We start from the raw sequence: 25,759 nt of genomic DNA on the forward strand, positions 1-25,759 counted from the left end.
CGCACGGGGAGAGAACGGGCGATGGGCGACGAAAAAGGCGACGTGAAACTGTCCTGCAGGCACCTGTGGAAGGTCTACCGGTCTTCCGCCTCGCCCTATTTCAAATCCGAGGTGGGCAAGACCGGCGTGAAGGAGCTGTCGACACGGATGCGCGACGACGGTGCCATCCCGGCCGCCGCCGACGTGAATTTCGACGTCCACGTGGGCGAGATCTTCGTCATCATGGGCCTCTCGGGCTCGGGCAAGTCCACCGTGGTGCGCTGCCTGTCCCGCCTGATCGAGGCCACCCATGGCGAGGTGCTGCTGGATGGCGAGGACCTGCTGAAGAAATCCGACAAGGAGCTGATCAACATCCGCCGCCACAAGATGGGGATGGTGTTCCAGAATTTCGGCCTGATGCCGCATCTGAGCGTCTTCGACAACATCGCCTTTCCCCTGTCGCTGCAGGGCCTGCCCCGGTCCGAGCAGATCGAGAAGGCCCGCCGGGTGATCGAGCTGGTGGGCCTCGAGGGCCGCGAGACCGCCTATCCCCGCCAGCTTTCGGGCGGTCAGCAACAGCGCGTGGGCATCGCCCGGTCGCTCGCCATCGAGCCGGAAATCTGGTTCCTCGACGAGCCCTTCTCGGCGCTCGACCCGCTGATCCGCCGCCAGATGCAGGACGAGTTCCTGCGCATCCAGCGCTCGCTTCAGAAATCCATCGTCTTCATCACCCACGACTTTCTCGAGGCGCTGCGCATCGCCGACCGGATGATGATCATGCGCGACGGCATGGTGGTGCAGATGGGCACCCCGGCCGAGTTGATCGTGAACCCCGCAGACGACTACGTGGCCGAGTTCACCGAGGAGGTGCCGATGGTCCGCGTGCTCAAGGCCCGCAACGTCATCGACCGCGAGGCTACCCCACAGGACACCATGCCCGAGCAGGACAGCGAATGCAGCGTCGAACAGCTCCTGCCGCTGCTCGCCTCGCACAAGGACGGCATCCGCATCATGCGTGACGGCGCGGTCATGGGCGTGGTCACCGCCGGCAGCGTCATCTCGGCGCTGGCGCATCAGGACACCCATCGCGGCGCGGAGGTTCCGGCGTGAACCACCTCCGCCCCGTCACCCTCGCCTGGTGCCTGCTCATCGCGCTGACGCTGGCCTTCCTCGCGTTGCAGCGCTGGGCCGGCTGGCTGGTCACCTACCCCGACAGCTGGATCGTCCCGGTCACGCCCCTGCTCAACAGCTTCATGGACTGGTGCGTCGACGTCTTCGGCCCGGTCTTCCGCGCCATCTCGGCCGCGCTCGACGTGCCGATGACGGCGGTGCGCGAGTTCCTCAACTGGCTGCCCTGGTCGGTCACGCTGACGCTCGTCACCTTCGCCGCCTTCGCCGTCTCGGGCTGGCAACTGGCGATATTCTCTTTCTTCTCGGTGCTTTACATGGTCGTCATCGGCTACTGGCACGAGTCGATGAACTCGCTCGCGCTTGTTGCCATCTCGGTGCCGCTGGCGGTGCTGGTGGGCTTTGCGCTGGGCACGCTGGCCTTCTATTCCGACCGCGCCGAACGCGCCATCAAGCCGACGATGGACCTCCTCCAGACGGTTCCGGCCTTCGCCTATCTCCTGCCGATCCTGCTGCTCTTCGGCTTCGGCCCGGTGGTGGGCCTGATTGCCAGCGTGCTCTATGCCTTCCCGCCCACCGTGCGCAACACCATGCTCGGCCTGCGCCGCGTGCCCCAAGAGGTGATCGAGGCGGGCCTCATGTCCGGCGCCACCGCGCCCCAGCTTTTCTGGCGCGTCCGCGTGCCAAGCGCCATGCGCCAGATCCTGCTGGGCGTGAACCAGACCACGATGGCCGCCTTCTCCATGGTCATCATCGCCTCGATCATCGGCGGCACTGCCGATATTGGCTGGGAGGTGCTGTCGACCATGCGCAAGGCGCAGTTCGGCGAAAGCCTTCTGGCGGGCATCGTCATCGCCCTGATGGCCATGGTGATGGACCGGATCACCGCCGCCGCCGCCACGGCCGAGCCGAAGGAGCCGGTGCTCGACGAGAGCTTCGCCTCGCGCCACCGGATGTGGCTGATCGCGGCCGGGCTGGGCGTGGCCGTGGCCCTGCTGGCACAGGTGCTGCCGTTCCTCAATGAATACCCCTGGTCATGGGAGATCTTCCCGGCCCGCTACCTCAACGACGCGGTGACCTATATCGTGGTCGAGTTCGCCGAACTGATCTCGATGATCAAGACGGCGGCCTTCTTCTTCGTCATGCTGCCGGTCAAGATCGGGCTGCAGGAAACCATCTCGCCCTTCACATGGGGGTTCGAGTTCACCACCGCGCTCAAGCTGGCCTATGCCGCGGCGGCCATCGCGCTGATCGGGCTGACCGCGTGGCGCCGGGGCATGATGGCGGCGCTCTTCGTGGCCTTCTGCGCGACGCTGCTGTTCTTCGGCCTGACCCGCCTGCCATGGCCCACCCTGCTGGCGATGGCGACCCTGCTGAGCTGGCAGCTCTCAGGCCCGAAACTGGCGCTCGGCACCTTCCTGGGGCTGGGGTTCATCATCATCTCGGGCGTCTGGCCACAGGCGCTTCTGTCGATCTACCTCTGCGGGCTGGCGGTGCTTCTCTCCTTCGCCATCGGCGCCAGCCTCGGCATCCTCGCCTCGGAATTCGACGGGCTCTCCGCAATCCTCCGCCCGGTCAACGACACGCTGCAGACCATGCCGCTCTTCGTGCTGCTGATCCCCTTCCTGATGATCTTCAAGATCGGCGAGTTCACGGCGTTGCTGGCGATCATGGCCTATGCCATCGTGCCCGCCATCCGCTATGCCGAGCACGGGCTGCGCAACATCCCCGCCCACGTGATCGAGGCGGCGACGGCGATCGGCTGCACCCGGCGGCAACTGCTGTGGCGGGTCAAGCTGCCGCTCGCACTGCCGGTGATGATGCTGGGGCTCAACCAGACCATCATGTTCGGCATCGCCATGCTGGTCATCGCCGCGCTGGTGGGCACCAACGGGCTGGGCCAGCGGGTTTATATCGGGCTGGGCGACGGCGATTTCGGCGTCGGCATCGTGGCCGGGCTGGGCATGGCGATCATCGCGATGATCGCCGACCGGATGACCCAGGCCTGGAGCCGGAAGCGCCAGCAGGAGCTGGGGCTGTCCTCGGAATGAGAAGGTGATCCCATGCTGAACTCTGAGGAGTATCGCAGGCAGGACGCGACCGGCCTTGCCGCGCTGGTGCGCAAGGGCGAGGTCAGCGCGGCCGAACTGCTCGACGTGGCGCTGGCCGAGATCGACCGGCTGAACGGGCTGAACGCCGTGGTGGCCCTGAACGAGGGGGCCGCGCGGGAGGCGGCCGAGGCGGTGGGCCATGACGCTCCCTTCGCCGGGGTGCCCTTCCTGGCCAAGGACATCAATGTCGACGTGGCCGGGTTCCGGACCACCCATGCCTGCCGCTTCTTCGCCGATGCGCCTGAAGCGGTGGAGGACAGCGCGCTGGTTCGCCGCTGGCGTGCCGCCGGGCTGGTCATTCCGGGCCGCACCAACACGCCGGAATTCGCCACCGATTACGGCTGCGAGCCGGAACTGTTCGGGCCCACCGCCAACCCGTGGGACCGCACGCGCACCCCCGGCGGATCGAGCGGCGGGGCTGCCGCCGCCGTGGCTGCCGGCATGGTGCCCATGGCCCATGCCAGCGATTCCGGCGGCTCGATCCGGGTGCCGGCGGCCTGTTGCGGGCTCTTCGGTTTCAAGCCCTCGGGAGGGGTGATCGCCAGCGGTTCTGCCATGGGCCCGCTGGTGGGCGGGATCAACGTGGATCACGTGGTCTCCCGCACGGTACGCGATTCCGCCGGGATGCTCGCCGCCACCGCCGCGCCGGAAGCGGGTCAGCCGATGCCGTGGCGGGGCCTGCCTGACGATCTGGTGACTGCGCTTTCGCAGGCGCCCGAGGGGCTGCGCGTGGGCGTTATCCTGACTTCTCCCGCCGGGCACGACCCGGACCAGCCGACGCGCGAGGCCGTTGAGAACGCCCGTAAACTGCTCGAAAGCCTCGGCCACCGGACGGAAGAGTTTGCCTGGCCCGAGGATGTCGACCCCTACGATTGCGCGCTGCCCTTCTGGGCCAGCGAGATTGCCGCCGTGGTCGAGGCCCGCGCCGCCGCGTTGGGAAAGCCGCCGGGCAAGGGCGACCTCGGCCCGCTGGTGCAATGGTCGGTCGATCAGGCCCGGCGGCTGACCTCGGTCGACATGGTGCAGGCGCGGATGCGCATGACCGCCATCCGCCGCAAGATCGCCGGGGCCATGGCCGGGCTCGACCTGCTGCTCCTGCCGGTCCTGACCGAGCCGCCGCTGGAAACCGGGCTGCTGACCGATCTGGTCAACGACGATATCGATGCCTGGGCCGAACGCTCCTTCCGCTTCGCGCCCTATACCGAGATTTTCAACGTCACCGGCCAGCCCGCCATGTCGGTGCCGCTCTACCAGCACGACGGCCTGCCGCTGGCGGTGCAGATGGTGGGGCATGTGGGCGCCGACGCCCTGATGCTCCGCCTTGCCCGGCAGTTGGAAGAGGCGGCGCCGTGGTTCGACCGCCGCCCGCCCGCGCCTGACTGACCATCAACCAAGGACGCCCCGAATGACCCTGTCGCCCATCGAAGACGACCTGCTCGCTCCGCAGGACTGGACCTTTCCGGTGCCCATTGCCTATGGCCCGGGCCGCCTGTCGGAAATGGGCACGCGCTGTGCCGCGATGGGGCTCAGGAACCCGCTGATCGTCACCGACCGGGGCAGCCGCGACCTGCCCTTCATCGGCGGGCTGCAACAGGTGCTGGCCGAGGGCGGCCTCGCCTCCGACGTCTTCTCCGGCATCTCCCCCAACCCGCGCGACGACGAGATCGGCGCGGGCCGGGCTATGTTCCGCGACGGTGGGCATGACGCGGTGATCGCCATCGGCGGCGGCAGCGCCATGGATGGCGGCAAGGCCGTCTGCCTGACCGCCACCAACGCCATCGACCTGTGGGATTTCGACTTCGACAAGACCCCGCCCGACATGACCGGCCAGCCCGCCTTCCCGCCGCTCCTCACCATCCCCACCACCGCCGGTACCGGGGCCGAGACGGAAAGCACCGGCATGGTCACCCATGTCGAGCGCGGCATGAAGCTCTGCGTCTGGCACCCCGCCCTGAAACCGAGCCTCGCCCTGCTCGACCCCGAGCTCACCGTCGGCCTGCCACAGACCCTCACCGCGTGGACGGGCGCCGACGCCCTGACCCACGCGATCGAGGCCTATTCCGTCCCCGGCTTCAACCCGCTCTGCGACGGGCTCGCCCTCCAGGCCCTCACCCTCATCGGCAAACACCTCCCCACCGCCGTGGCCGAACCCGACAACCTCGTCGCCCGTGGCGGCATGCTGGCGGGCTCCTGCCTCGCTGGGATCGCCTTCCTCAAGGGGCTTGGGCTGGTCCACGCCATCTCGCACATGGTCGGCGCCGAGTACGACACCCAGCACGGCCTGACCAACGCCGTCATCCTGCCCCTCGTCCTGCGCTTCAACCTGCCGGTGCTGGGCGACAAGCCCACCCGCATGGCCGAGGCGATGGGGCAGGGGGCGCTCTCTCCCGAGGATTTCGCCGCCCATGTCGATGCGATTCTCGACGGCCTGAACATCCCCCGAACGCTCACGGAAATCGGCGTGGCCGAGGATTGCGCCCCCCGCATCGCCGCCAAGTCCATCCAGGACGTCGCCGCCACCACCAACCCCCGCCAGGCGACCGAGGCGGAGATCGCCGCCCTCATCGACGCGGCCCTCGTAAAGGCCCGCTAACCCAGGTCGAAATACGCCGCGTCCGCGCCCGCCAGAACCTGCGACACCTCCGCCGACCGCTGGCGCTCGCGCCAGCCGGCATCCACCACGATCGGCGCCTCCTCCGCCACCAAAGGCGCCCGCCCCCGGATCAGATCCGCCGCCCGCTCGGCCAGCATCAGCGTCGGCGCATTGAGATCCCCTGCCGTCGCCTGCGGCATGATCGAGCTGTCGACCACGCGCAGCCCCTCGACGCCGCGCAACCGGCACTCCGGATCGACCACCGCCAGCGCATCCGTGCCCATTCGGCAGGTGCCGCAGGGGTGATAGGCGCTCTCCACCTTCGCCTTGATGAACGCGTCCAGCGCCTCGTCCGACTGCGCCTCCGGCCCCGGTGCCAGCTCCTCGCCGCGGTACGGATCGAACGCCGCCTGCGCGAACACCTCCCGCGTCAGCCTGATCCCGGCGCGCATCTCCTGCCAATCCTCGGGATGGCTCATGTAATTGAACCGCACCTTCGGCGGCCCGTCCGGCCGCTCGGCATCCAGCCGCACCCAGCCCCGGCTCTTCGACCGTTTCGGGCCCACATGCACCTGGAACCCGTGCCCCTCGGCCAGGGTCGTCCCGTCATAGGAAATCGCGATCGGCAGGAAATGCATCTGCAGGTCGGGATAGCTCACCCCCGCCCGGCTCCGGATATGCGCGCCCGCCTCGAAATGGTTCGACGCGCCCAGCCCCTTGCGCGTCAGCAGCCATTCCAGCCCGATCCGCGCCTTGGCCAGCGTCCCTTGCGCGGAATAGAGCGTGATAGGTTGGGTACAGGCCTGCTGCACGTAAACCTCGAGGTGGTCCATCAGGTTCTCGCCCACGCCGGGCAAATCGTGCCGAACCTCCACGCCCGCCGCCTGCAACTCCTCCCCCGGCCCGATGCCGGAGCGCTTGAGCAGGACAGGCGACATGATCGAGCCCGACGAGACGATCACCTCGCGCCCCGCCATGGCGGTCCGGACCTCGCCGTTATGGCGGTATTCCACCCCGGTCGCCCGCCCGCCCTCGAATATCACGCGCGTCGCCTGCGCATAGGTCTTCACCCGCACGTTGCCGCGCGCCATCGCCGGGCGCAGGTAGGCCCTTGCCGCCGAACAGCGCACGCCGCCGCCCACGTTCATCTCCATCGGGCCAAAGCCCTCGTGCTGGCGGTCGTTCATGTTGGCGCTGCGGGCATATCCCGCCTGCACCCCGGCCTCGATGAAGGCCGCGTAAAGCGGGTTCGCCTCGGCCCCGCGCGTCACGTCGATCGGCCCGCCCCGCCCGCGCAACTCGCCCGCGTCGCCGGCATTCTCCAGCCGCTGGAAATAGGGCAGCACGCTGGTCCAGCCCCAGCCCGTTGCGCCCCGCGCCGCCCAGAGCTCGTAATCCATCGGGTTGCCCCGGACCCAGCACATCCCGTTGATCGAGGATGAGCCGCCAAGCCCCTTGCCCCGCGGCAGGTTCATCCGCCGCCCGTCGAGATGCGGCTCGGGCTCTGTCCGGAAGCCCCAGTTGAACCGCTTGGTGTTCATCGGCATCGACAGCGCAGCGGGCATCCGCACGATCAGCGAGCGGTCGTCGCCCCCGGCCTCCAGCACGAGGATGCGTACCGACGGATCCTCGCCCAGCCGGTTGGCCAGAACGCAGCCGGCCGAGCCGGCCCCGACGATGATGTAATCGTAATCGCTCATCTGTCCTGCCGGCCGATCATGACGAAATACTTGATCACCGTCCCGGGCTGGTGCCACGTGCCGGTGAACCCCTTGGGCAGCAGGAAGGCCTGCCCCAGCCCGAACCTGTCGCGCGTGCCGTCCGGGTAGATCAGCTCGATATGCCCCGCGATCAGGTACATGAACTCGTCGAATTCGTAATCGGTGATCTCGTCCGTGTAGGGCTCGCATTTCCACGTGCCCGCGCGGACATGGGGCGAGGGGCGGTCGACCACGAGGTTCTCCCACTCGGTCGGCGCGGCCACGTCGGGGCCGCTCATCTCCATCTGCCGGGGCGGGGCGGCCAGCGCGTGGGTTTCGGCGTCGGTCAGGTCGATTGCGCGTATCATCGGCGGGCCGCTTCCTCTCGATTGGTCCTGTGACGGAAAGCTTAGGGGAACCGAAACTGGCTGTCATGGTCTGGCGATGGTTCACACATGAAAAATTAGATTGAGCGCTCACTCAAATTCTGGCTACACTGCGGGCGCAGATACCCCCTCTCAGCCCCGGAAAGGAACGCCCGATGAAACCGATCCAGCCCAGCGAACGGAAGACCGCGAATATCCGCGACGACGCGGCCTATACCCCCTACACCACCACCGGCGGGCCGGAGGCGGGCACCTCCTACATCAAGCTCAACCCGCATACCGAGCGCGACACCGGGTTCTACATCTACCGCATGGAGCCGGGCGCGCGGTCGACCCCGCACCGCCATGGCGGGGCCGAGGAATTCCTGATCGTAGAGGGCGAGCTGATCGACAATGACGGGACGGTCTACCGAACCGGCGACGTGGTCTGGCTCGAGGCGGGAACCGAGCATACCTCGCATACCGAAACCGGCTGTTTGATCGCCGTTTACGCCGAGGCGTCGGAGGAATCTCCGGGCATGGCAGGTTAGGCTCCGGCCCGGTTTTCCCGGCTCGGCGCTCTCCGCCAGCGCCTTGCGATTGCACAAAAAATCAGCGTTTCCGGCCGCCAAGGCCCGCTTGGCGGGCGGCTTTGTGACGGGCTGCGCCGGGCCGGCCGGGGAGAAAATGGAAAGAATCCTTTGCCGGAATCGATATTGGCCTGCTATGGTTGATCCGAAATCGAACCATTTTGGGTAATTGGTTCAGTTATGGTCCAGAAATCGTCTGATTTCCTCTGCCCAGTTGGATTCGGCTTCGCAATAAGCCGCGAAAAAGCAGCGGTGCCAACATGGGAGTGTCAAGATGTTTTCCAGAATCTTCTCGTCCGGGCTTACGCGCCGTACGTTCCTGAAATCCACGGCGGCCACGGCGGTCAGCGCGGGTTTGCCCGGCGCGGCGCTGGCGCAGGGAGACCCGATCAAGATCGGCTTTCTCGCGCCGCTGACCGGCGCCGTGGCGGCATGGGGCAAACCGGGCCTCGACGGCTGCGAGATCTGGGCCGAGCGGGTCAACGAGGCGGGCGGCATCACGCTGTCCGACGGCGCCCACCCGGTCGAGTTCGTGAGCTACGACAACGAGTATGACCCCGCCAAGGCCCGCACCGGCGCGACCAAGCTCATTCGCGAGGATGGCGTCAGCTTCATCATGATGCTGGGCGGCGACACATGGCCGGGCGTGCAGCCCGTGGCCGACAAGACCGGGATGCTGTTCTCGACCCTGCTGCCCTCGGACCTCAGCCCTGATACGACGACGCTGATCGCACCGGCCGAGGTGCACCCGATCTACAACGTCACCGGCGTCGAATGGCTGGCCGAGAACAAGCCGGACCTGAAGACCGCCGTGATGTGCGCGCAGGACGATGCGCTTGGCCTGCCCTCAGTCGCCACCTACCTCGCCGCGTTCGAGGCCGCCGGCATCGAGATGCAGAGCGAACCGCTCCTCTTCGACCCGGCGACGACCGATTTCGCCCCCGTGGTGACCCGGCTGATCGCCGACAGCCCCGATATCGTCTGTCTCGACACCTGCTATGCCGATTACGTCCACCCGATCTGCGAACAGCTCTTCCAGCAAGGGTACGAAGGCCAGATCATCAGCTGCACGGCGGATTTCTACGACCAGATGATCTCGAAGACGTCCAAGGAATTCATGGAAGGCTTCATCTTCCAGTTCCCCGACTTCGACGACCCGGCGCTGAACTCCGACCAGGTCAACTTCGAGGACCCCAACGGCTTCTACGCCGAATACGCCGAACGCTTCCCCGGCCAGTGGGGCGCGGTCAGCTGGGAATACGCCTCGATCATGGACCTCTGGAAAGCCGCCGCCGAAAAGACGGGCTCGGCCGACCCCGAGGCGGTGATCTCCGCCATGAAGGAAGGCGGCACCGGCAAGCACGCCTTCGGCGACGCCAACTGGTGGGGCACCGAGCTTTTCGGCATCGACAACGCGCTCGTCGGCGACTGGCCCGTGGTGGTCATCGAGGATGGCAAGGCCACCATCAAGGACTTCAAGAACATCCCCGCATGGTACGACAAGCACGGCGACCTGCTGGTCAAGCACATGAAGGCCTATGACCAGATGTGGGACCAGCGCGGCTGATCCTTCTCACGTGGCACACGGTAGCGGTCCGGCACAAAAGCCGGGCCGCTCTCTACCTGCACGGAAAGACATACCCTGATGATTGAATTACTGGCGCAGACCTGCCTGAACGCCGTCTATGCCGCGAGCTACATCTCGCTCGTCGCGGTGGGGCTGGTCCTGATCTTCGGTGTCATGGGCGTGATCAACTTCGCCCATGGCGAGCTGTTCATGGCCGGCGCCTACGCGGTGGTCACCTTCTACGCCGACCTGCACCTGCCCTTCCTCGTGGCCGTCGCCCTTGGCCTCGTCTTCGTGGGCGTGCTCGGCCTGTTGATGGAACGCGCGCTCTTCCGACCGTTGCGAGACAACCCCCTGGGCGGCCTCGTCGCCTCGATCGGCTTCCTGATGATCCTGCAGGCGCTCGCCGTCATGGGCTACGGCGTCCGGATGGAGCACATCCCCCCGGTGACGCAGGAGGTGATCGTCTTCTCCGACAAGGTCCGCCTCCCCCTCTCCCGCCTCTTCGTCATCATCGCCGCCATCGTCCTTCTCGGCGCCCTCTGGTACTTCCTCAAGCGCACCAAATTCGGCTGGGCCCTCCGCGCCTCGGCACAGGACCCCGAAGCGGCCGAACTGCAAGGCATCTCGATCAACCAGACCGCCCGCATCGCCATGTTCATCGGCGCGGGCCTCGCCGGCATCGCAGGCGCCCTTACGGCACCCCTCGTCTCGGTCAACCCGCATATGGGCCACTCGGTCATCGTCACCGCCTTCATCGTCATCATCGTCGGCGGTGTCGGCAGCCTCGAGGGCGCGGTCGTGGCCTCGGTCGTCTACGCGGTCGTGCACACCTTCGTCACCACCTTCTATGACGGGGTGATCGCCGATATCGTCGGCCTCTCGCTCATGCTGCTGGTGCTGATCGTCAAGCCGACCGGGCTTTTCGGGAGTGCGGACCGTGCTTAAATACCTCCTCTGGCCCATCGCCCTTGTCGCCCTCGTCCTGCTCCCCCACGGGCTCAGCTTCTCGCAGCAGGAAATCCTCGTCTTCCTGACCATCAACGTGCTTCTGGTCAGCACCTACCGCCTGCTCACGCTGACCGGCGAATGGTCGCTGGGCCACGTGGTGATCATGGGCGTCGGCGCCTATGCCAGCGCGCTCTACACCAAGGAATTCGGGGTCTTCGTGCCGGTCTCGATGCTGCTGGGCGGCATCACGGCGGCCCTCATCGCCATCCTGCTCAGCTTCCCGCTCTTCCGGATGAAGGGGTTCTACTTCCTCATCGGCAGCTTCGCGGCGGGCGAGATCATCCGCCTTCTGTGGAAACGCTTCCGCGAACCATTCGGCGGGCCCAAGGGCATCAAGGGGATCGACCCGATGCCCGACTTCTCGATCGGCATCTACGATTTCGATTTCTTCGAACCGATCAGCTATTACTACTTCGCCGGCACCATCGTGATCCTCTGCCTCTGGATCCTCTGGCGGATCGAGAAAAGCCCCGTGGGCCTGACCTTCCACGCCGTCCACTGGCAGGACAAGCTGGCCGAGGCGTCGGGCGTGAACCTGCGCGCCTACCGCACGCTGGCCTTCGCCATCGCCTCCGGCTTTGCCGGGATCGGCGGCGCGCTGATGGCGCATTACGTGGGCACCATCAACCCCAACAGCTTCGATGTCGAGGTTATGGTTTTCGTCCTCACATGGGCTATCGTCGGCGGCACCGCCACCTTCTACGGGCCGATCCTCGGCTGCGTGCTGCTGACCGTGCTGAACGAGATCGTGCTGCGCGAGATGGGGTTCGAACAGCTGCGCCCGCTGATCTACGGCGCCATCCTCATCGCCTCGATCCTGTTCCTGCCCAACGGGCTGGAAAGCATCGTGCAACGGTTCACCCGGAAGGAGGCCAAGTCATGACCGACCTGCTGGAGGTCAGGGACCTGACCATGCGTTTCGGCGGGCTGACCGCCGTCGACCACCTCGGCTTCAAGGTGAAGCAGGGGGAAATTCACGGGCTGATCGGGCCGAACGGCGCGGGCAAGACCACCACGTTCAACATGATCTCGGGCTTCTACACGCCCAGCGGCGGGCAGGTCCTGCTGCGGGGAGAGGAAATTTCGGGCCTCAAGATGCACGAGGTCGCCCGCCGGGGCGTGGTGCGCACCTTCCAGCACTCGACGCTTTTCGCCGAGCTGACGGTGATGGAGAACGCGCTGATCGGCACGCACATGCCCTTCCGCCCCAATGTCATCGCCGCGATCTTCGGCTGGGACAAGGAGGACCGGCAAAAGGCACGGGCCCGCGCGACCGAGGCGCTGGAATTCTTCGGCATCGACCACCTCAAGGGTGAACGCGCCGGCGACCTGTCGCATGGCCACCAGCGGGCGCTGGGGCTGGCCGTGGCCTATGCCAGCCACCCCGACGTGATGCTGCTCGACGAGCCCTTCACCGGCATGAACCCGGAAGAGACCCGGCGCATGATGACCCTGATGAAAAAGCTCAGCGACGAGGGGATCACCATCCTGATCGTCGAACATGACATGCAGGCGATCATGGGGCTGTGCGACACCATCACCTGCATGAGCTTCGGCAAGTTCCTGGCCGAGGGCGGGCCGGACGAGATCCGCAACCACCCCGACGTGATCGAGGCCTATCTCGGAGGGTCGCGCCATGTTGCTTGAGCTGAAGGGCGTGTCGGCCGCCTATGGCAAGATCACTGCCATCCGCGACATCTCGATGACCGTGGACACGGGCCAGATCGTCACCATCATCGGCGGCAACGGCGCGGGCAAGACCACCACCTTGCGCGCCATGTCGGGCATGCTGCCGGTGACGGCGGGCGAGATCACGTTCGAGGGCAAGCGCATCGACGGGCTGCCGGCCAGCAAGGTCGTCGCGCACGGCATCGCGCATGTTCCGGAAGGCCGGCGCATTTTCCCAGACATGACGGTCGAGGAGAACCTGCGCACCGGGGCCTTCCTGCGCAAGGACATGGACGGGATCGCCACCGATCTCGCGACCGTCTACCGGAAATTCCCCCGCCTGCAGGAACGGCGCGGGCAGCGGGCCCAGACCCTGTCGGGCGGCGAGCAGCAGATGCTGGCCATCGGTCGGGCGCTGATGTCGAAGCCGCGCCTTTTGCTGATGGACGAGCCGTCGATGGGGCTGGCGCCCGTCATCGTCGATGAGATTGCCGAGATCATCCGCGAGATCAACCAGCAGCAGGGGCTGGCCGTCGTGCTGGTCGAGCAGAACGCCGAACTGGCGCTCGAACTGGCCGATCACGCCTATGTTCTGGAAACCGGAAACTGCAACCTGAATGGACCGGCAAGTGAGCTACATGAGAACGAACATGTCCGCGCGGCATATCTGGGGATTTGAGCGCGGCGATATCGAGATGCGCCTTGCGCGCGAGGCGGGCTGGCGCCGGTCCGAACTGGTCTGGGAACGGGCGATGGAAGCCGGCAACCGGGCGTGGGACGAGGGGCGCGTGGGCCGCGCGCGCTGGCTGTTCGGTCTGGCCGACCGGATCGCGATGATGGGCTTTGGCAAGGGCGACCCGCGCCGCGCCACGGCGCCGGCGGCCCTGGCCCGGGTTTTCGCCCGGCAGGGCCGGGTGCGCAAGGCACGGGCACGGGCCCGCCGCGCGCTGACCGAATGGGCCGGGGTCGGCGCCTTCATCGAGGCGGTGGAAATCCGCCCCCGGGCGCGCAGCTCGCTCTTCCATCTGCGGATGGAGGTGCGCCACCGCGACACGTTCCACGACAACCTGCGCACCCGCTACCGCAACTTCGCCGAGGAGACGCGCGAGACCATGGCGGGCCTCGCCGGTGACGGGCCGCTGCCCGCGCACCGCCATTTCGGCCGCTGGCGGGGCGAGCGGCCTTCGATCTTCGACGACACGCGCCGGGTTCTGTCGGCCTGCCTGCTGATCCCCGATCCGCCCGGGGGCTGATGCGGGCGTCGGTCCGGCGCACCGACGTAATACCGACAAAATACCGACGTTGGATTTCGGGATTTCCGGCGGCCTTGATCCCCGCCCCGAAACCCCTACTCTCGTGCCATGCCCGACGTGCTTCTCGCCATAGTCTACGGCCTTTTCGCCGGCTTGATGATCCCCGCCGGGGGGTACTTGGCCAGCATCGAACGCATCCAGCCCAACTGGCTGGAAGAAGAGGTCCGCCACAGCGTCATCGCCTTCGGCGGCGGCATCCTCGTCTCGGCCGTGGCCTTCGTTCTGGTCCCGCAAGCCCTTGAAATGCTTCCAATTTGGGTGGCTGTCCTGTCCTTCTTCGCGGGCGGCGCGATCTTTGCCCTGCTGGAACACCTGCAGAATCAGAACGCCTCGAAGAACGCCCAGTTCATCGCCATGCTGACCGATTTCGTCCCCGAAGCCGCGGCCCTCGGCGCCATGATGGCCGCCCGCACCGCCGAGGCGGCCCTGCTCGCCTTCCTCATCGGCGCCCAGAACCTCCCCGAGGCCTTCAACTCCTGGCGCGAACTGCAAGCCGGCGACCACCGCGGCCGCCGCATCATGTGCATCTTCCTGACCCTGTCTCTGCTGGGTCCGGCGGCGGTGCTGCTGGGGTATTTTTTCCTTGCGGATCAACCGCTTCTGACCGGCATGATCATGATGACGGCGGCGGGCGGCATCCTGTTTCTGACCTTCCAGGACATCGCCGTGAAGGCCCATCTGGAGCACCGCCAGGCGCCCTCCCTCGCCGCGCTGCTGGGCTTCTCGCTCGGCATGGTCGGCCACGCCCTCGTCACCCATATCGGCGGCTGACAAGGGCCCCCTTACCGGACCCAGATCAGTTGCAAGGGCGCCGGCCGCCGGGCCGCCAGCCGGACGCGCGCGATCCGTAATTTCTCTTTCGCCGCAGCAAGTTGCAGGATCGCCCGCTCGCGCCGGTCATAGACGCGCCGGATGCGCGAGCCGGGCTGGCCGATGGCCGTCTCCCCCGGCCGGGCGGCGGCGGGGAACCACGCCTTCATCTCCTGCCGGGCCAGCGTCAGGGCGCGTTCGGCCTCGAGATACCGGCGATAGGTGACGAGCAGCACGCGGCGGCGGGTTTGCAGGTCTGAATGCATCTCATGCCTCCGTAAAGACCTTGTATGCACCCCCATGATACCACAGCGCCGCAACCGCTCAAGATGCGGCCTCGTCGTGGAACCGGCGCAGGCCGATCCCCGCGTCCTTGAGCGCCTGCCGGACCGTCTTGGCGATATCGACCGCCTCGGCGGTGTCACCATGCAGGCAGATCGTGTCGATGCGGGTGTCGATCCGCTTGCCGCTTTCGGTGATGATGGCGCCCTCGCGGACCATCTCGACCATGCGCTGCCCGGCAAGCGCCGCGTCGTGGATCACCGCGCCGGGCTGGCTGCGGTCGACGAGGGTGGCGTCGTCGTTATAGGCGCGGTCGGCGAAAATCTCGTGCGCGATGGGGCAACCGATTGAACGCGCTGCCTTTTCCTGCGCGGTGCCGGCCAGGACCATGACGATCAGGTCAGGCGCGACGGACAGGGCGGCCTCGTAACAGGTGCGGGCCATGGCCTCGTTTTCCGAGGCCATGTTGGCCATCGCCCCGTGCAGCTTGAGGTGCCTGATCCTGCCGCCCGCCGCCCGCGCCATCCCTTGCGCCGCGCCGACCTGGTAGCGGACGAGGTTGGCAAGCGAGGCGGCGGGTATGTGCATCCGGCGGCGGCCGAAGCCCTGAAGGTCGGGGAAGCCGGGATGGGCCCCGAGGCCCACGCCGTTGGCGACCGCCCGCTTCATGGTTTCCGCCATGGTGTCCCAGTCGCCCGCGTGCAGGCCGCAGGCGATGTTGGCGGAGGTGATGACATCCAGCAGGTCGGCATCGCGGCCCATGACCCAAGGGCCAAAGCTTTCGCCCATATCGGCGTTCAGGTCGACGGTTCGTGACATTGTCAGGCTCCTTCAGGGTCAAGCTCGCGGCCTGCCGTCATGCCCGAGATGAGCTGGTAGGCCAGCAGGTTCGGGATGGTGGCCGGGTCGCGGATCAGGGGTTGGCGGCGTTTCGGCAGGTCGGCGATGGCCTGGGCGGCCTTGCGTTCGGCCTCGACGGCGTCTTCGAGGGTGACGAAGCGGAACCGGAGCGGCGCACCTGCCGGGGCCTGTGCGATGCGAGGCAGGTCGCAGGGCAGGACGGTGGCGATCCGGGGGTAGCCGCCGGTCGTCTGGCATTCGCTGAGCAGTACGTAGGGCGTGCCGTCGCCGATGATCTGGATGTCGCCGGGCATGATGACTTCCGAGACGATCTTGCGGCCGATCTCGGGGAGGAAGCCGTCGCCCTCCCATTTCAGTTGCACGCCCATGCGGTTGCCGCGGGTGTCGCGGGTGAAGGCGGTGTCTTCGAACCGGGTGCAGAGGTCTTGCGGGAAGGCGTCGGTGTGGATCGAGGGCAGGATGCGGATGGTGCCGCCGGCGAAGCGGGGGTCTTTGGGGAGCGTCAGGCCGGTGGTGGTGCGGTCGTCGGGGCCGAGGTCGATCTTGTCGCCGGCCTCGAGCGGCCCGCCGATCCCGGCTGCCAGGTGGGCCGAGTGGGCGCCGAGCCGTTCGGGCGGGCGGACGCCGCCGCCGACATGGAGGTAGCCGTAGGCGCCTTCGCTCGCCGTGCCGATGGTCAGCCGCGCATGGGCAGGCAAGGTGTGGCTGGCGTTCCAGGCGATGCGGGTGCCGTCGATGCTGACGGCCATCGGCGCGCCGGTCAGCGCGATGCTTGTGTCGCGGCTGGCCTCGAACTCGCCGCCCATGCCGGCCATCTCGATGGCGGTGAGGTTCGCCGATTGCCCGAGCAGCGCCGCGCCCTCGGCCAGCGCCAGCCGGTCGGCCGCGCCGCCGCGCGAGAGGCCGAGGGCGAGGTAGCCGGGGCGGCCCGTATCCTGCAGGGTCAGGCCCGGCCCGGCGCGGTGGATGGTCAGCGTGTCGGTCATGACAGCTCCGACCGCTCCGCGCCGCCGTGTGGGTCGTCGCGCATGTTCGACAGGGTTTCGGCGTCGGTCTCGGTGAACTCCACCTCGTCGCCGGGGCGCAGCAGGAATGGCTCCTCCGCCTCGGGCTGGAAGAGGCGCATGGCAGTCTGGCCGATATGCTGCCAGCCCGTGGGGGTGGCGACGGAGAAGAGCACCAGTTGCCGGATGGCGACGGCGAGCGCGCCTTCCGGGATGCGGCTGGTGAGGGTGCTTTGGCGGGGGATGTCCCAGGCTTGCGGCAATTCGCCAAGGTAGGGCTGGCCGGGGGCGAAGCCGATGGTCTGGACGCGCACGCGGGTCTGGGTGAAGTCCTTGATGGCCTGTTCGGGGGTGACGCCCGCCGCCTCTGCCGCTTGCTCAAGCTGTGGGCCGAGGTCGGTGCCGAACACCGCCGGGATGCGCCAGAGGCGGCGGCCGGAGGGCAGCGGCGCGTCGTACCAGTCGCGGTCGGAGAGCAGAGTGTCGAGCTTGTCCTTCAGTTCGCCATGGCCAAGGTGCAGCGGGTCGAAGCGCAGGTAGGCGGAGACCAGCGAGGTGGTACTTTCCTCGACCCCGTCCCAGCCCTGCCGCTCGATTTCGGCGCGGAAGGCCAGCGCGGCACGGTTGGCCGGTTCGCTCAGGCTGTCGCCGAAGCTGACCAGCATCCCGTCGACCCCCGCGGTGCGGATGCGGGGGGCGGTTTGCTTAGTGGTATCTGCGCCGCCCCCGGTCACATCCGCCCCGGCAGGTAGGTGACGATTTCCGGGAAGACGATGATCAGCACGATGGCCACGATCATCAGGCAGAAGAACGGCAGGGCCGCCACCGCGACGCTGAGGATGTCGCGGCCGGTCAGGGATTGCAGCACGAAGAGGTTGAAGCCCACGGGCGGGGTGATCTGCGACATCTCGACGACGATGACGAGGAAGATGCCGAACCAGAGCGGGTCGATCCCGGCCTCGAGCACCATCGGCATGATGACCGAGGCGGTGAGGACGACGACGGAGATGCCGTCGAGGAAGCAGCCGAGGATGACGAAGAAGATGGTGAGCGCCGCGAGGAGGGTGAAGGTCGACAGCTCCATCGCGCCGATCCATTCGGCCAGCGTGCGGGGGATGCCGGTGAAGCCCATGGCCACGGTCAGGAAGGAGGCGCCGGCAAGGATGAAGGCGATCATGCAGGAGGTGGCCATGGCGCCCATCAGCCCGTCCTTGAAGGTCTGGAAGGTCAGCGAGCCGGAGCTCCATGACAGGATCAGGGCCAGCACCACGCCGACCGCCGCCGCGTCGGTGGGCGAGGCGAGGCCGGCATAGATCGAGCCGATCACGCCGAGGATCAAAAGCAGCACCGGGATCAGCCGGCGCGAGCGGCGGAGGCGTTCGCGGAAGGGCACGTTCTCGGCTTCATCCGGCAGGCGGTGGCGGTTGAGCATCGACCAGACGGCGAGGAAGCCCACGAAGAGCGCCACCAGCATCAGCCCCGGCAGGACGCCCGCCACGAAGAGCCGGGCGATGGATTGCTCGGTCGCGACGCCATAGACGATGAGGATGATCGAGGGCGGGATCAGCAGGCCCAGCGTGGCAGAGCCCGCCAGCGTGCCGATCACCATCTTCTCGGGGTAGCCGCGTTCCTTGAGTTCGGGGATGGAGAGCTTGCCGATGGTGGCCGCCGTCGCGGCTGAGGAGCCGGAGACCGCCGCGAAGATCCCGCAGGCGAAGACGTTGACGTGCAGAAGCTGGCCGGGCAGGCGGTTCATCCACGGGGCGAGGCCGGCGAACATGTCTTCGGAAAGGCGCGAGCGGAAGAGGATCTCGCCCATCCAGATGAAGAGCGGCAGGGCGGCGAGGGCCCAGTTGTTTCCGTGACCCCACATGGTGGTGGCCATGACAAGGCCGAGGGGCGCGTTGGAGAAAAGCGCCATGCCGGCGATGCCGACGCCGAGAAGCGCCAGCGCCACCCAGAGGCCCGCCCCGAGGAAGGCAAAGAGCAGGATCAGCAGGATGACAGAGAGCAGGGTGACGGTCATGGCCGGGCGATCCTATTCGTTGAGAAGGTTTTCGCCCTTGCCCTCCCACGAGGGCGGGCGGCCGCGCAGCAGCTCGACCAGTTCGTCGAGGAGCGCGATGGACAGGATGGCGAGGCCGAGGGCCACGGGGATCTGCGGAATCCAGAGGGGGACGGAGACCATGCCGGCGCTCTTGTCGCCGAACTCGTGCGATTCCAGGACAAGCTGGATCATGTACCAGGTGGCGAAGCTCGTCATGGCGAGGGCGATGGCCGTCATGGCGATCTCGGTGCCGCGGCGGGCGCGGTCGGGCAGGTGGGTGGTGATCAGCGTCACGCGGATATGCCCGCCTTCGCGCAGGGTATAGGCGAGGCCAAGGAAGGTGGAGGCGGCAAGGAAGAAGCCGGTGAAATCGGCGTAGGAGGGGATGGTCAGCCCGACGCCGCGGCCGGTGATGGCGGCGGCAATCTTGTCGGCGAGGTTGAGGCCGACCTGCGCAAAGACCAGAAGCGTGATGGCGAGGATGAACAGGGCCGCCAGCCCGCCCGCCGCGCGGTACAGGGTGTTCAGGATGCTCCGCATGGGCATTCTCCTGTCAGGGGGTGGCCGGGCGCGGAAAGGCGCCCGGCAGGCCGGTGGCCGTTACTGCTGGTAGGCGTCGAGCAGGGCGGCGCCGTCTTCGCCCGCCTCTTCCTTCCAGTTTGCAAGCATCTGCTCGCCGATCTCGCGCAGGCCGGTCATCAGTTCTTCGGAAGGTTCGACGATGGTGATGCCGTTTTCCTCGAGCACGGCGGTCTGTTCGTCGGTTTCCTTCTGGCTCATCTCCCAGCCGCGGGTTTCGGCGGCGGCCGCGGCGTCGAGCACGGCCTGCTGGGTTTCCTCGTCAAGCCGCTGGAAGGCGCGCTTGTTGACGACGACGATGTTCTTCGGGATCCACGCCTGGATGTCGGTGTAGTGCGACAGGAAATCCCAGGCCTGCGAGTTGGCGCCGGTGGAGGGCGAGGTGATCATCGCCTCGACCCGGCCGGTGCTGAAGGCCTGCGGGATGTCGGGTACTTCGACCTGCGTGGGGGCCGCGCCGGCGAGGTTGGCGAACTCCTCCAGCGTGGCGTTGTAGGTGCGGAACTTCAGGCCGGCGAGGTCTTCGACGGAGTTGATTTCCTTGGTGGTGTACAGCCCCTGCGGCGGCCACGGCACGGCGTAGAGCGGCATCAGCCCCTGTTCGTCGAGCAGCTTGGTGACCACGTCTTTCTGGGCGTCCCACAGCTTTTGCGCATCCTCGTAGCTGGTGGCGAGGAAGGGCAGCGAGTCGGCGCCGAAGACGGCGTTGTCGTTGGCCAGCAGCGACAGGAAGAATTCGCCGATCGGCACCTGGCCGCTGCGGACGGCCTTGCTGATCTCGGGGTGTTTGAAGAGCGAGCCGGCGGAGTGGACGGTAATTTCCAGCCCGCCATCGGTGGCCTCGGACACGTCGGAGGCGAATTCGCTGATGTTGACGGTGTGGAAGGTCGCATCCGGGTAGGGGGTCGGCATGTCCCATGTCTCGGCCGAGGCGGGAAGGGCGACGGCCGTCGCAAGGGCGGCGGCGCTGAGCAGATTGGTCAGTTTCATGGTGTTTTCTCCCTGATTGATTATGGCGCAAAGCTGACGGAACGCTTGTAATTTGTCAACGTTTTGTTATTTATGCGCATATCGACAGGCCCGCCGGGGGTGGTCTCGAGGATCGGTCTCGATGCCCGGGCGGGTGTGTCAGGAAAGATCGTGGCCGGAGTTGAAAACGGCGATACGATGTGAAAACATTAACGAAACGTAAGCGTTTTCAGTGGAAAGGGAGGGTCATGTCCGGAGATGGCGACGTTGGGCGGCGGATCGTTTCGTCACGGCATCTGGCCGAGGGCGAGGGCTGGGAGATGTCGGAATTCGAGTTCGGGCTGATCATCGCCTTCAACGCGTTTTCCCGCTGGATGACGCGGTGCATGGCGGCCGCGGGGCAGGGGGATCTGAACCCGCTCGACATCCTGATTCTTCATAACGTGAACCATCGCGGGCGCGACAAGCGGCTGAGCGATATCGCCTTCCTTCTGAATATCGAGGACAATCACACCGTCAACTATTCGCTGCGGAAGTTGACGAAACATGAACTGATCGATTCCGAGAAGCGGGGGAAGGAAGTGTTCTACCGCACCTCGGCCAAGGGCGAAAAGCTGTGCGAGGGGTATCGCGACGTGCGGCGGCAGTGCCTGCTGGATGCGGGCGGCTCGGAATTGACCGGGGCTCAGATGCGTGACCTTGCGCGAACGCTCAGGTCTTTATCGGGACAATATGACCAGGCGAGCCGGGCGGCGGCGTCGCTTTGAAAGGCGGTCACGGCTAGGTCAGGGGAGCCCGCCGAGGGCGGAGGAGAGGTCCTGCGCGGCCTGCATCACGGCGCGGCTCAGCTCCTCGGTCTTGTCCTCGGAGACGCGGCTTGTAGGACCGGAGACGGAGAGGCCGGCCACGGCGGTGCGGCTGTGGTCGAAGACGGGGGCGGCGATGCAGCGCATGCCTTCGTTGCGTTCCTCGGCGTCGATGGCGAAGCCCTGTTCGCGGATGGTGGCGAGGTCACGGGCGAGGCTTGCCGGATCGGTGAGGGTGTTGGCGGTGAAGGCCTGCAAGGGGTGGCTGGCCAGCACCTGCGCCACCCTGTCGGGGGGCATCTGGGCCAGCAGCACCTTGCCGATGCCCGAGGAATGCATCTCGGCCAGCGTGCCGGGCGGGAAGAAGGCGCGGATGGTGGCGTTGGTCTCGACCTGGCTGAGGAACAGCACCTGCCCGTCCTGTTCGCGACCGAGATTGGCGGTTTCGCCGGTCTGTTCCATCAGGCGGCGCAGGATCGGGCGGGCGCGTTCAACGAGGCTGGTGCGGCGGAGGAAGCCGGCGCCGATCACGAAAGCCTGCGGGCCGATATGCCAGAGCTGTTCGCCGGGGTCGAATTCGACGAGGCCGCGGGTCTCGAGCGTGACGAGCACGCGGTAGACCGTGGCGGGCGACTGAGTCAGGTCATCGGCCAGTTCGGTCAGCATCCGGCCCTTGAAGCGGCTGAGATGCTCGAAGACCAGCATCGCCCGGTCGAGCGACTTGATGGTGTTCTGTTCGGTCTTGTCGTCCCAGCCGCGCGGGCGGCCGCGGGCGCGGCGGTTGGGGCTGTCGGTTTCCTGCGCCATATGAAAAACGCCTTCGCATCGTGAAAAATGTCAACCGATTGATAATCCGGGAATTTCGGCGTTTCCAGTTTTTCTGAAACCCGTTTTCAAAAAAATTTTCATTTGGCTCGCCCGTTGCTAGCGTCCCGGTCAGGCGATGGAGGAGCCCATGATGAGCTTGCAGAACCCGGTTTTCATTCCCGGCCCGACGAACATTCCCGAGGCGCTGCGCAAGGCGTGCGACATGCCGACGATCGACCATCGCTCGGCCGTGTTCGGCGAGATGCTGCACCCGGTCAGGGGCAAGGTGCGGAAGATTTTGAAGAGCGAGAGCGCAGAGGTGTTCCTGTTCCCCTCGACCGGCACGGGCGGGTGGGAGACGGCGCTGACCAACACGCTGTCGCCCGGCGACAGGGTACTGGCGGCAAGGAACGGCATGTTCTCGCACCGGTGGATCGACATGTGCGAGCGGCACGGGCTGGACGTGCAGGTGGTGGAGGTGCCGTGGGGCGAGGGCATTCCGGCAGAGCGGTTGGGCGCGGTTCTGGCGGCGGACCGGGGGCAGCGGATCAAGGCGGTGCTGGCCACGCATAACGAGACGGCGACCGGAGTGCGGTCGGATATCGGGGCGTTGCGGGCGGCGATGGACAAGGCCGGGCATCCGGCGATGCTGTTCGTTGACGGCGTGTCGTCGATCGCGTCGATGGAGTTCCGGTTCGACGACTGGGGTGTCGACGTGGCGGTTGCCGGGTCGCAGAAGGGGTTCATGCTGCCGGCCGGGCTGGCGATCACCGCGTTCAGCCGCAAGGCGCTGGCGGCGGTGGAGACGGCGCGGCTGCCGCGGACCTTCTTCGACATTCGCGACATGGAGAAAGGCTATGCGCAGGGCGGGTATCCGTACACGCCGCCGGTGGGGCTGATCAACGGGCTGAACCTGGCCTGCGACATGCTGCTGGCGGAGGGGATGGCGCAGGTCTTTGCCCGCCATGCGAGAATTGCCGACGGGGTCAGGGCGGCGGTGCGCGCCTGGGGGCTGGAGCTGTGTGCCGCGGGGCCGGAGCTTTGGTCGGACACGGTGAGCGCCATCCGGACGTCGGCGGGGGTGAATGCCAGCGATATCGTGGCGCGGGCGGCCGAGGTCTATGGCACGGCCTTCGGCACCGGGCTGGGCGAAGTGGCGGGCAAGGTGTTCCGGATCGGGCATCTTGGCAGCCTGACGGATGTCATGGCGCTGAGCGGGATTGCGACGGCGGAGATGTGCATGGCGGATATCGGGATGGATATCCGGCTGGGCTCGGGCGTGGCGGCGGCGCAGGAGGTGTATCGGGCCTCCGCAGGCGCAAGGCAAAGGGAGGCCGCGTGATGAAGGATGTTAACAAGTCGTTAATCCCGAACAAGTCGTTAATACCGGGGTTCGACGACATGCTGGCGGCGCATGACCGGATCGGGCCGTATATCCATCGGACGCCTGTGTTGACATCTTCTTACCTCAACGACCTGACCGGGGCGGAGCTGTTCTTCAAATGCGAGAATTTCCAGAAGGCCGGGGCGTTCAAGGTGCGGGGGGCGACGAATGCCGTGTTCGGGCTGCCCGACGATATGTTGGAGAAGGGTGTCTGCACCCATTCCTCGGGCAATCACGCGCTGTCGCTGAGCTATGCGGCGGGGCGGCGGGGGATTCCCTGCAACGTGGTGATGCCGCGCACCGCGCCGCAGGCCAAGAAAGATGCCGTGCGCGGCTATGGCGGGACGATCACCGAGTGCGAGCCCTCGACCAGCAGCCGCGAGGCGGTGTTTGCCGAGGTGCAGGCGCGGACAGGGGGCGATTTCGTGCATCCCTATAACGACCCGCGTGTCATTGCCGGGCAGGGCACCTGTGCGCGGGAGCTGATGGCGCAGACCGGCGGGCTGGACATGGTGGTGGCGCCGATTGGCGGGGGCGGCATGATCTCGGGCACCTGCCTGACGCTGTCGGAGCTGGCGCCGGATGTGCAGGTGATTGCCGCCGAGCCGGAGCAGGCGGACGATGCCTATCGCAGTTTCCGGGCCGGGCGCATCATCGCCGATGACGCGCCGGAGACGGTGGCGGACGGGCTGAAGGTGCCGCTGAAGGATCTGACATGGCATTTCGTGTCGACCTATGTGCGCGACATCCTGACCGCGTCGGAGGAGGAGATCGTGGAGGCGATGAAGCTGACATGGAAGCGGATGAAGATCGTGATGGAGCCCAGCAGCGCGGTGCCGCTGGCGACGATCCTGAAGAACAGGGAGCGGTTCGCGGGCAAGCGGGTGGGCGTGATCGTCACCGGCGGGAATGTTGATCTGGACAAGCTGCCGTGGATGGCGGGCTGAAGCCCGCCCTACGGGACATGTGATGACTGGCCCAGGGGCTGTGCCCCGGGCGTCTGCCTGAATGGAGAAGAGAGATGAAAGACGTGAGCAACCTCGACGAATTCGACGTGGGTTTCGACATTCCGGCCAAGCCGGGGATGAACGAGGCGGAGATCCAGACGCCGTGCCTGATGCTGGACCTCGACGCGCTGGAGCGGAACATCCGCAAGATGGGCGACTATGCCAAGGCGCACGTGATGCGGCACCGGGTGCATGGCAAGATGCACAAGTCGGTGGACGTGGCGAAGCTGCAGATCGAGCTGGGCGGGGCCTGTGGGGTGTGTTGCCAGAAGGTGAGCGAGGCGGAGGTGTTCGTGCGTGGGGGCATCGGCGATGTGCTGGTGTCGAACCAGGTGCGGGAGGCGGCCAAGATCGACCGGCTGGCAAGGCTGCCGAAGCTGGGCGCGCGAGTGCTGGTTTGCGTGGATGACCCGGCCAACGTGGGCGAGTTGTCGGCCGCGGCGGAAAGGCACGGGACGGAGATCGAGTGCCTTGTCGAGATCGACTGTGGCGCCGGGCGCTGCGGGGTGACGACGACGCCGGAGGTGGTGGAGATCGCGAAGGCGATTGATGCCGCGCCGGGGCTGAAGTTTGCGGGCATTCAGGCGTACCAGGGGGCGATGCAGCATCTGGACGCCTACGAGGACCGGAAGGCCAAGATCGACATTGCCGTGGCGATGGTGAAGGACGCGGTGGAGGCGCTGAAGGCCGAGGGGCTGGAGTGCGATATCGTCGGCGGGGGTGGTACGGGCTCGTATTATTTCGAGAGCGCTTCGGGGGTGTATAACGAGCTGCAATGCGGGTCGTATGCGTTCATGGATGCGGATTACGGGCGGATCCTCGATGAGAATGGCCGGCGGATCGACCGGGGGGAGTGGGAGAACGCGCTCTTCCTGCTGACCAGCGTGATGAGCCATGCCAAGCCCGACAAGGCGATTGTCGATGCCGGGCTGAAGGCGCAGTCGGTGGATAGCGGCTTGCCGGTGGTCTTCGGGCGAGATGACGTGGAATACGTCAAGTGCTCGGATGAGCATGGCGTGGTGGCCGACCCGGATGGGGTGCTGGCCGTCAATGACAAGCTGAAGCTGGTGCCGGGGCACTGTGACCCGACCTGCAACGTGCATGACTGGTACGTGGGCGTGCGGGGCGGCAAGGTCGAGGTGGTCTGGCCGGTGTCGGCCCGCGGTTTCGCGTATTGA

The 25,759-nt window shown here is 66.8% G+C and carries 26 protein-coding genes; 16 read left to right on the forward strand and 10 right to left on the reverse strand.

Going from position 1 to position 25,759, the window contains the following annotated elements:
- Positions 1-21 precede the first annotated feature (21 nt).
- The 4 genes from RLN94_RS11650 to RLN94_RS11665 are packed head-to-tail and all read left to right on the forward strand — an operon-like array spanning position 22 to position 5,811.
- Positions 22-1,089 carry a quaternary amine ABC transporter ATP-binding protein gene (locus RLN94_RS11650; RefSeq protein ID WP_350079589.1) on the forward strand — a complete coding sequence of 356 codons (1,068 nt, stop codon included), beginning with the start codon at positions 22-24 and terminating at the stop codon, positions 1,087-1,089.
- Positions 1,086-3,158 carry an ABC transporter permease gene (locus RLN94_RS11655; protein WP_350079591.1) on the forward strand — a complete coding sequence of 691 codons (2,073 nt, stop codon included), beginning with the start codon at positions 1,086-1,088 and terminating at the stop codon, positions 3,156-3,158. Before RLN94_RS11650 ends, RLN94_RS11655 begins: the two co-directional genes overlap by 4 nt.
- 12 nt (positions 3,159-3,170) lie before the next feature.
- Positions 3,171-4,601, forward strand: a complete 1,431-nt coding sequence (locus RLN94_RS11660) for an amidase (RefSeq protein WP_350079593.1) — start codon at positions 3,171-3,173, stop codon at positions 4,599-4,601.
- A 22-nt stretch (positions 4,602-4,623) separates the two neighbouring features.
- Entirely contained in the window at positions 4,624-5,811 is a 1,188-nt protein-coding gene (locus RLN94_RS11665; protein WP_350079595.1) for an iron-containing alcohol dehydrogenase, read from the forward strand.
- Here RLN94_RS11665 and betA read toward each other — a convergent pair.
- Both betA and RLN94_RS11675 read right to left on the reverse strand, forming a co-directional pair.
- Positions 5,808-7,511 (reverse strand): choline dehydrogenase, encoded by a 1,704-nt coding sequence (gene betA, locus RLN94_RS11670; RefSeq protein WP_350131906.1) that lies wholly within the window; start codon positions 7,509-7,511, stop codon positions 5,808-5,810. The two genes, RLN94_RS11665 and betA, sit on opposite strands and share 4 nt — an antisense overlap.
- Complete coding sequence (locus RLN94_RS11675) at positions 7,508-7,879, reverse strand: cupin domain-containing protein (protein ID WP_350131903.1); 372 nt, start codon at positions 7,877-7,879, stop codon at positions 7,508-7,510. Before RLN94_RS11675 ends, betA begins: the two co-directional genes overlap by 4 nt.
- A gap of 173 nt (positions 7,880-8,052) precedes the next feature.
- On the opposite strand from RLN94_RS11675, the gene RLN94_RS11680 reads away from it, so the two are divergent.
- The 8 genes from RLN94_RS11680 (at position 8,053) to RLN94_RS11715 (ending at position 14,796) form a co-directional block, all read left to right on the forward strand.
- Complete coding sequence (locus tag RLN94_RS11680; protein ID WP_350131900.1) at positions 8,053-8,427, forward strand: cupin domain-containing protein; 375 nt, start codon at positions 8,053-8,055, stop codon at positions 8,425-8,427.
- A 313-nt stretch (positions 8,428-8,740) separates the two neighbouring features.
- Complete coding sequence (locus RLN94_RS11685; protein WP_350131897.1) at positions 8,741-10,033, forward strand: ABC transporter substrate-binding protein; 1,293 nt, start codon at positions 8,741-8,743, stop codon at positions 10,031-10,033.
- A gap of 78 nt (positions 10,034-10,111) precedes the next feature.
- Entirely contained in the window at positions 10,112-10,981 is an 870-nt protein-coding gene (locus tag RLN94_RS11690; protein WP_350131895.1) for a branched-chain amino acid ABC transporter permease, read from the forward strand.
- Complete coding sequence (locus RLN94_RS11695; protein WP_350131891.1) at positions 10,974-11,927, forward strand: branched-chain amino acid ABC transporter permease; 954 nt, start codon at positions 10,974-10,976, stop codon at positions 11,925-11,927. The genes RLN94_RS11690 and RLN94_RS11695 overlap by 8 nt, the downstream gene beginning before the upstream one ends.
- On the forward strand, positions 11,924-12,691 hold the full coding sequence (locus tag RLN94_RS11700) for an ABC transporter ATP-binding protein (RefSeq protein ID WP_350131888.1): 768 nt from the start codon (positions 11,924-11,926) through the stop codon (positions 12,689-12,691). The genes RLN94_RS11695 and RLN94_RS11700 overlap by 4 nt, the downstream gene beginning before the upstream one ends.
- Positions 12,681-13,391 (forward strand): ABC transporter ATP-binding protein, encoded by a 711-nt coding sequence (locus RLN94_RS11705; protein WP_350131885.1) that lies wholly within the window; start codon positions 12,681-12,683, stop codon positions 13,389-13,391. Before RLN94_RS11700 ends, RLN94_RS11705 begins: the two co-directional genes overlap by 11 nt.
- Positions 13,363-13,965 carry a tetratricopeptide repeat-containing protein gene (locus tag RLN94_RS11710; RefSeq protein ID WP_350158918.1) on the forward strand — a complete coding sequence of 201 codons (603 nt, stop codon included), beginning with the start codon at positions 13,363-13,365 and terminating at the stop codon, positions 13,963-13,965. The genes RLN94_RS11705 and RLN94_RS11710 overlap by 29 nt, the downstream gene beginning before the upstream one ends.
- Before the next feature lie 108 nt (positions 13,966-14,073).
- Positions 14,074-14,796, forward strand: coding sequence for a ZIP family metal transporter (locus tag RLN94_RS11715; RefSeq protein WP_350131879.1), 723 nt, complete (start codon positions 14,074-14,076; stop codon positions 14,794-14,796).
- An 11-nt stretch (positions 14,797-14,807) separates the two neighbouring features.
- On the opposite strand, the gene RLN94_RS11720 is transcribed toward RLN94_RS11715, so the two are convergent.
- From RLN94_RS11720 to RLN94_RS11750, 7 genes are read right to left on the reverse strand one after another with little or no spacing between them, the layout of a single operon-like run.
- Entirely contained in the window at positions 14,808-15,101 is a 294-nt protein-coding gene (locus RLN94_RS11720; RefSeq protein WP_350131876.1) for a hypothetical protein, read from the reverse strand.
- 58 nt (positions 15,102-15,159) lie between these two features.
- A complete protein-coding gene (locus tag RLN94_RS11725; RefSeq protein WP_350131873.1) occupies positions 15,160-15,936 on the reverse strand; it encodes a LamB/YcsF family protein in 777 nt (258 codons plus the stop codon).
- A 2-nt stretch (positions 15,937-15,938) separates the two neighbouring features.
- Complete coding sequence (locus RLN94_RS11730) at positions 15,939-16,964, reverse strand: 5-oxoprolinase subunit C family protein (RefSeq protein ID WP_350131870.1); 1,026 nt, start codon at positions 16,962-16,964, stop codon at positions 15,939-15,941.
- Positions 16,961-17,716 (reverse strand): 5-oxoprolinase subunit B family protein, encoded by a 756-nt coding sequence (locus RLN94_RS11735; RefSeq protein WP_350131867.1) that lies wholly within the window; start codon positions 17,714-17,716, stop codon positions 16,961-16,963. Before RLN94_RS11735 ends, RLN94_RS11730 begins: the two co-directional genes overlap by 4 nt.
- Positions 17,713-19,008 (reverse strand): TRAP transporter large permease, encoded by a 1,296-nt coding sequence (locus RLN94_RS11740; protein WP_350131864.1) that lies wholly within the window; start codon positions 19,006-19,008, stop codon positions 17,713-17,715. The genes RLN94_RS11735 and RLN94_RS11740 overlap by 4 nt, the downstream gene beginning before the upstream one ends.
- Before the next feature lie 12 nt (positions 19,009-19,020).
- Positions 19,021-19,569, reverse strand: a complete 549-nt coding sequence (locus tag RLN94_RS11745) for a TRAP transporter small permease (protein WP_350131861.1) — start codon at positions 19,567-19,569, stop codon at positions 19,021-19,023.
- Between the two features lie 60 nt (positions 19,570-19,629).
- A complete protein-coding gene (locus tag RLN94_RS11750) occupies positions 19,630-20,598 on the reverse strand; it encodes a TRAP transporter substrate-binding protein (protein WP_350131859.1) in 969 nt (322 codons plus the stop codon).
- Positions 20,599-20,825: 227 nt separating this feature from the next.
- On the opposite strand from RLN94_RS11750, the gene RLN94_RS11755 reads away from it, so the two are divergent.
- Positions 20,826-21,344 carry a winged helix DNA-binding protein gene (locus tag RLN94_RS11755; RefSeq protein WP_350131856.1) on the forward strand — a complete coding sequence of 173 codons (519 nt, stop codon included), beginning with the start codon at positions 20,826-20,828 and terminating at the stop codon, positions 21,342-21,344.
- A gap of 18 nt (positions 21,345-21,362) precedes the next feature.
- Here the strand turns inward: RLN94_RS11755 and bhcR are convergent, their stop codons facing one another.
- Positions 21,363-22,190 carry an HTH-type transcriptional regulator BhcR gene (bhcR, locus tag RLN94_RS11760; protein WP_350131853.1) on the reverse strand — a complete coding sequence of 276 codons (828 nt, stop codon included), beginning with the start codon at positions 22,188-22,190 and terminating at the stop codon, positions 21,363-21,365.
- A gap of 151 nt (positions 22,191-22,341) precedes the next feature.
- Between bhcR and bhcA the strand changes: the two genes are divergently transcribed.
- The 3 genes from bhcA (at position 22,342) to bhcC (ending at position 25,759) form a co-directional block, all read left to right on the forward strand.
- Positions 22,342-23,532 (forward strand): L-aspartate--glyoxylate aminotransferase BhcA, encoded by a 1,191-nt coding sequence (gene bhcA / locus RLN94_RS11765; RefSeq protein ID WP_350131851.1) that lies wholly within the window; start codon positions 22,342-22,344, stop codon positions 23,530-23,532.
- Entirely contained in the window at positions 23,532-24,521 is a 990-nt protein-coding gene (bhcB, locus tag RLN94_RS11770) for a beta-hydroxyaspartate dehydratase BhcB (RefSeq protein ID WP_350131848.1), read from the forward strand. Before bhcA ends, bhcB begins: the two co-directional genes overlap by 1 nt.
- Before the next feature lie 74 nt (positions 24,522-24,595).
- A complete protein-coding gene (gene bhcC / locus RLN94_RS11775; RefSeq protein WP_350131845.1) occupies positions 24,596-25,759 on the forward strand; it encodes a 3-hydroxy-D-aspartate aldolase BhcC in 1,164 nt (387 codons plus the stop codon).

The sequence above is a fragment of the Roseovarius sp. genome (genome assembly GCF_040223625.1).
Taxonomy (GTDB): domain Bacteria; phylum Pseudomonadota; class Alphaproteobacteria; order Rhodobacterales; family Rhodobacteraceae; genus Roseovarius.

What these genes read in the sequence shown, in the direction of transcription:
- RLN94_RS11750 (WP_350131859.1), bottom strand. Translation starts at nt 20,598, where the DNA reads ATGAAACTGACCAATCTGCTCAGCGCCGCCGCCCTTGCGACGGCCGTC.
- RLN94_RS11675 (WP_350131903.1), bottom strand. Translation starts at nt 7,879, where the DNA reads ATGATACGCGCAATCGACCTGACCGACGCCGAAACCCACGCGCTGGCC.
- RLN94_RS11680 (WP_350131900.1), top strand. Translation starts at nt 8,053, where the DNA reads ATGAAACCGATCCAGCCCAGCGAACGGAAGACCGCGAATATCCGCGAC.
- RLN94_RS11650 (WP_350079589.1), top strand. Translation starts at nt 22, where the DNA reads ATGGGCGACGAAAAAGGCGACGTGAAACTGTCCTGCAGGCACCTGTGG.
- bhcR (WP_350131853.1), bottom strand. Translation starts at nt 22,190, where the DNA reads ATGGCGCAGGAAACCGACAGCCCCAACCGCCGCGCCCGCGGCCGCCCG.
- RLN94_RS11665 (WP_350079595.1), top strand. Translation starts at nt 4,624, where the DNA reads ATGACCCTGTCGCCCATCGAAGACGACCTGCTCGCTCCGCAGGACTGG.
- RLN94_RS11740 (WP_350131864.1), bottom strand. Translation starts at nt 19,008, where the DNA reads ATGACCGTCACCCTGCTCTCTGTCATCCTGCTGATCCTGCTCTTTGCC.
- bhcC (WP_350131845.1), top strand. Translation starts at nt 24,596, where the DNA reads ATGAAAGACGTGAGCAACCTCGACGAATTCGACGTGGGTTTCGACATT.
- RLN94_RS11720 (WP_350131876.1), bottom strand. Translation starts at nt 15,101, where the DNA reads ATGCATTCAGACCTGCAAACCCGCCGCCGCGTGCTGCTCGTCACCTAT.
- RLN94_RS11685 (WP_350131897.1), top strand. Translation starts at nt 8,741, where the DNA reads ATGTTTTCCAGAATCTTCTCGTCCGGGCTTACGCGCCGTACGTTCCTG.
- bhcA (WP_350131851.1), top strand. Translation starts at nt 22,342, where the DNA reads ATGAGCTTGCAGAACCCGGTTTTCATTCCCGGCCCGACGAACATTCCC.
- RLN94_RS11730 (WP_350131870.1), bottom strand. Translation starts at nt 16,964, where the DNA reads ATGACCGACACGCTGACCATCCACCGCGCCGGGCCGGGCCTGACCCTG.
- RLN94_RS11755 (WP_350131856.1), top strand. Translation starts at nt 20,826, where the DNA reads ATGTCCGGAGATGGCGACGTTGGGCGGCGGATCGTTTCGTCACGGCAT.
- RLN94_RS11660 (WP_350079593.1), top strand. Translation starts at nt 3,171, where the DNA reads ATGCTGAACTCTGAGGAGTATCGCAGGCAGGACGCGACCGGCCTTGCC.
- bhcB (WP_350131848.1), top strand. Translation starts at nt 23,532, where the DNA reads ATGAAGGATGTTAACAAGTCGTTAATCCCGAACAAGTCGTTAATACCG.
- RLN94_RS11710 (WP_350158918.1), top strand. Translation starts at nt 13,363, where the DNA reads ATGTCCGCGCGGCATATCTGGGGATTTGAGCGCGGCGATATCGAGATG.
- RLN94_RS11745 (WP_350131861.1), bottom strand. Translation starts at nt 19,569, where the DNA reads ATGCGGAGCATCCTGAACACCCTGTACCGCGCGGCGGGCGGGCTGGCG.
- RLN94_RS11725 (WP_350131873.1), bottom strand. Translation starts at nt 15,936, where the DNA reads ATGTCACGAACCGTCGACCTGAACGCCGATATGGGCGAAAGCTTTGGC.
- RLN94_RS11690 (WP_350131895.1), top strand. Translation starts at nt 10,112, where the DNA reads ATGATTGAATTACTGGCGCAGACCTGCCTGAACGCCGTCTATGCCGCG.
- RLN94_RS11700 (WP_350131888.1), top strand. Translation starts at nt 11,924, where the DNA reads ATGACCGACCTGCTGGAGGTCAGGGACCTGACCATGCGTTTCGGCGGG.
- RLN94_RS11715 (WP_350131879.1), top strand. Translation starts at nt 14,074, where the DNA reads ATGCCCGACGTGCTTCTCGCCATAGTCTACGGCCTTTTCGCCGGCTTG.
- betA (WP_350131906.1), bottom strand. Translation starts at nt 7,511, where the DNA reads ATGAGCGATTACGATTACATCATCGTCGGGGCCGGCTCGGCCGGCTGC.
- RLN94_RS11705 (WP_350131885.1), top strand. Translation starts at nt 12,681, where the DNA reads ATGTTGCTTGAGCTGAAGGGCGTGTCGGCCGCCTATGGCAAGATCACT.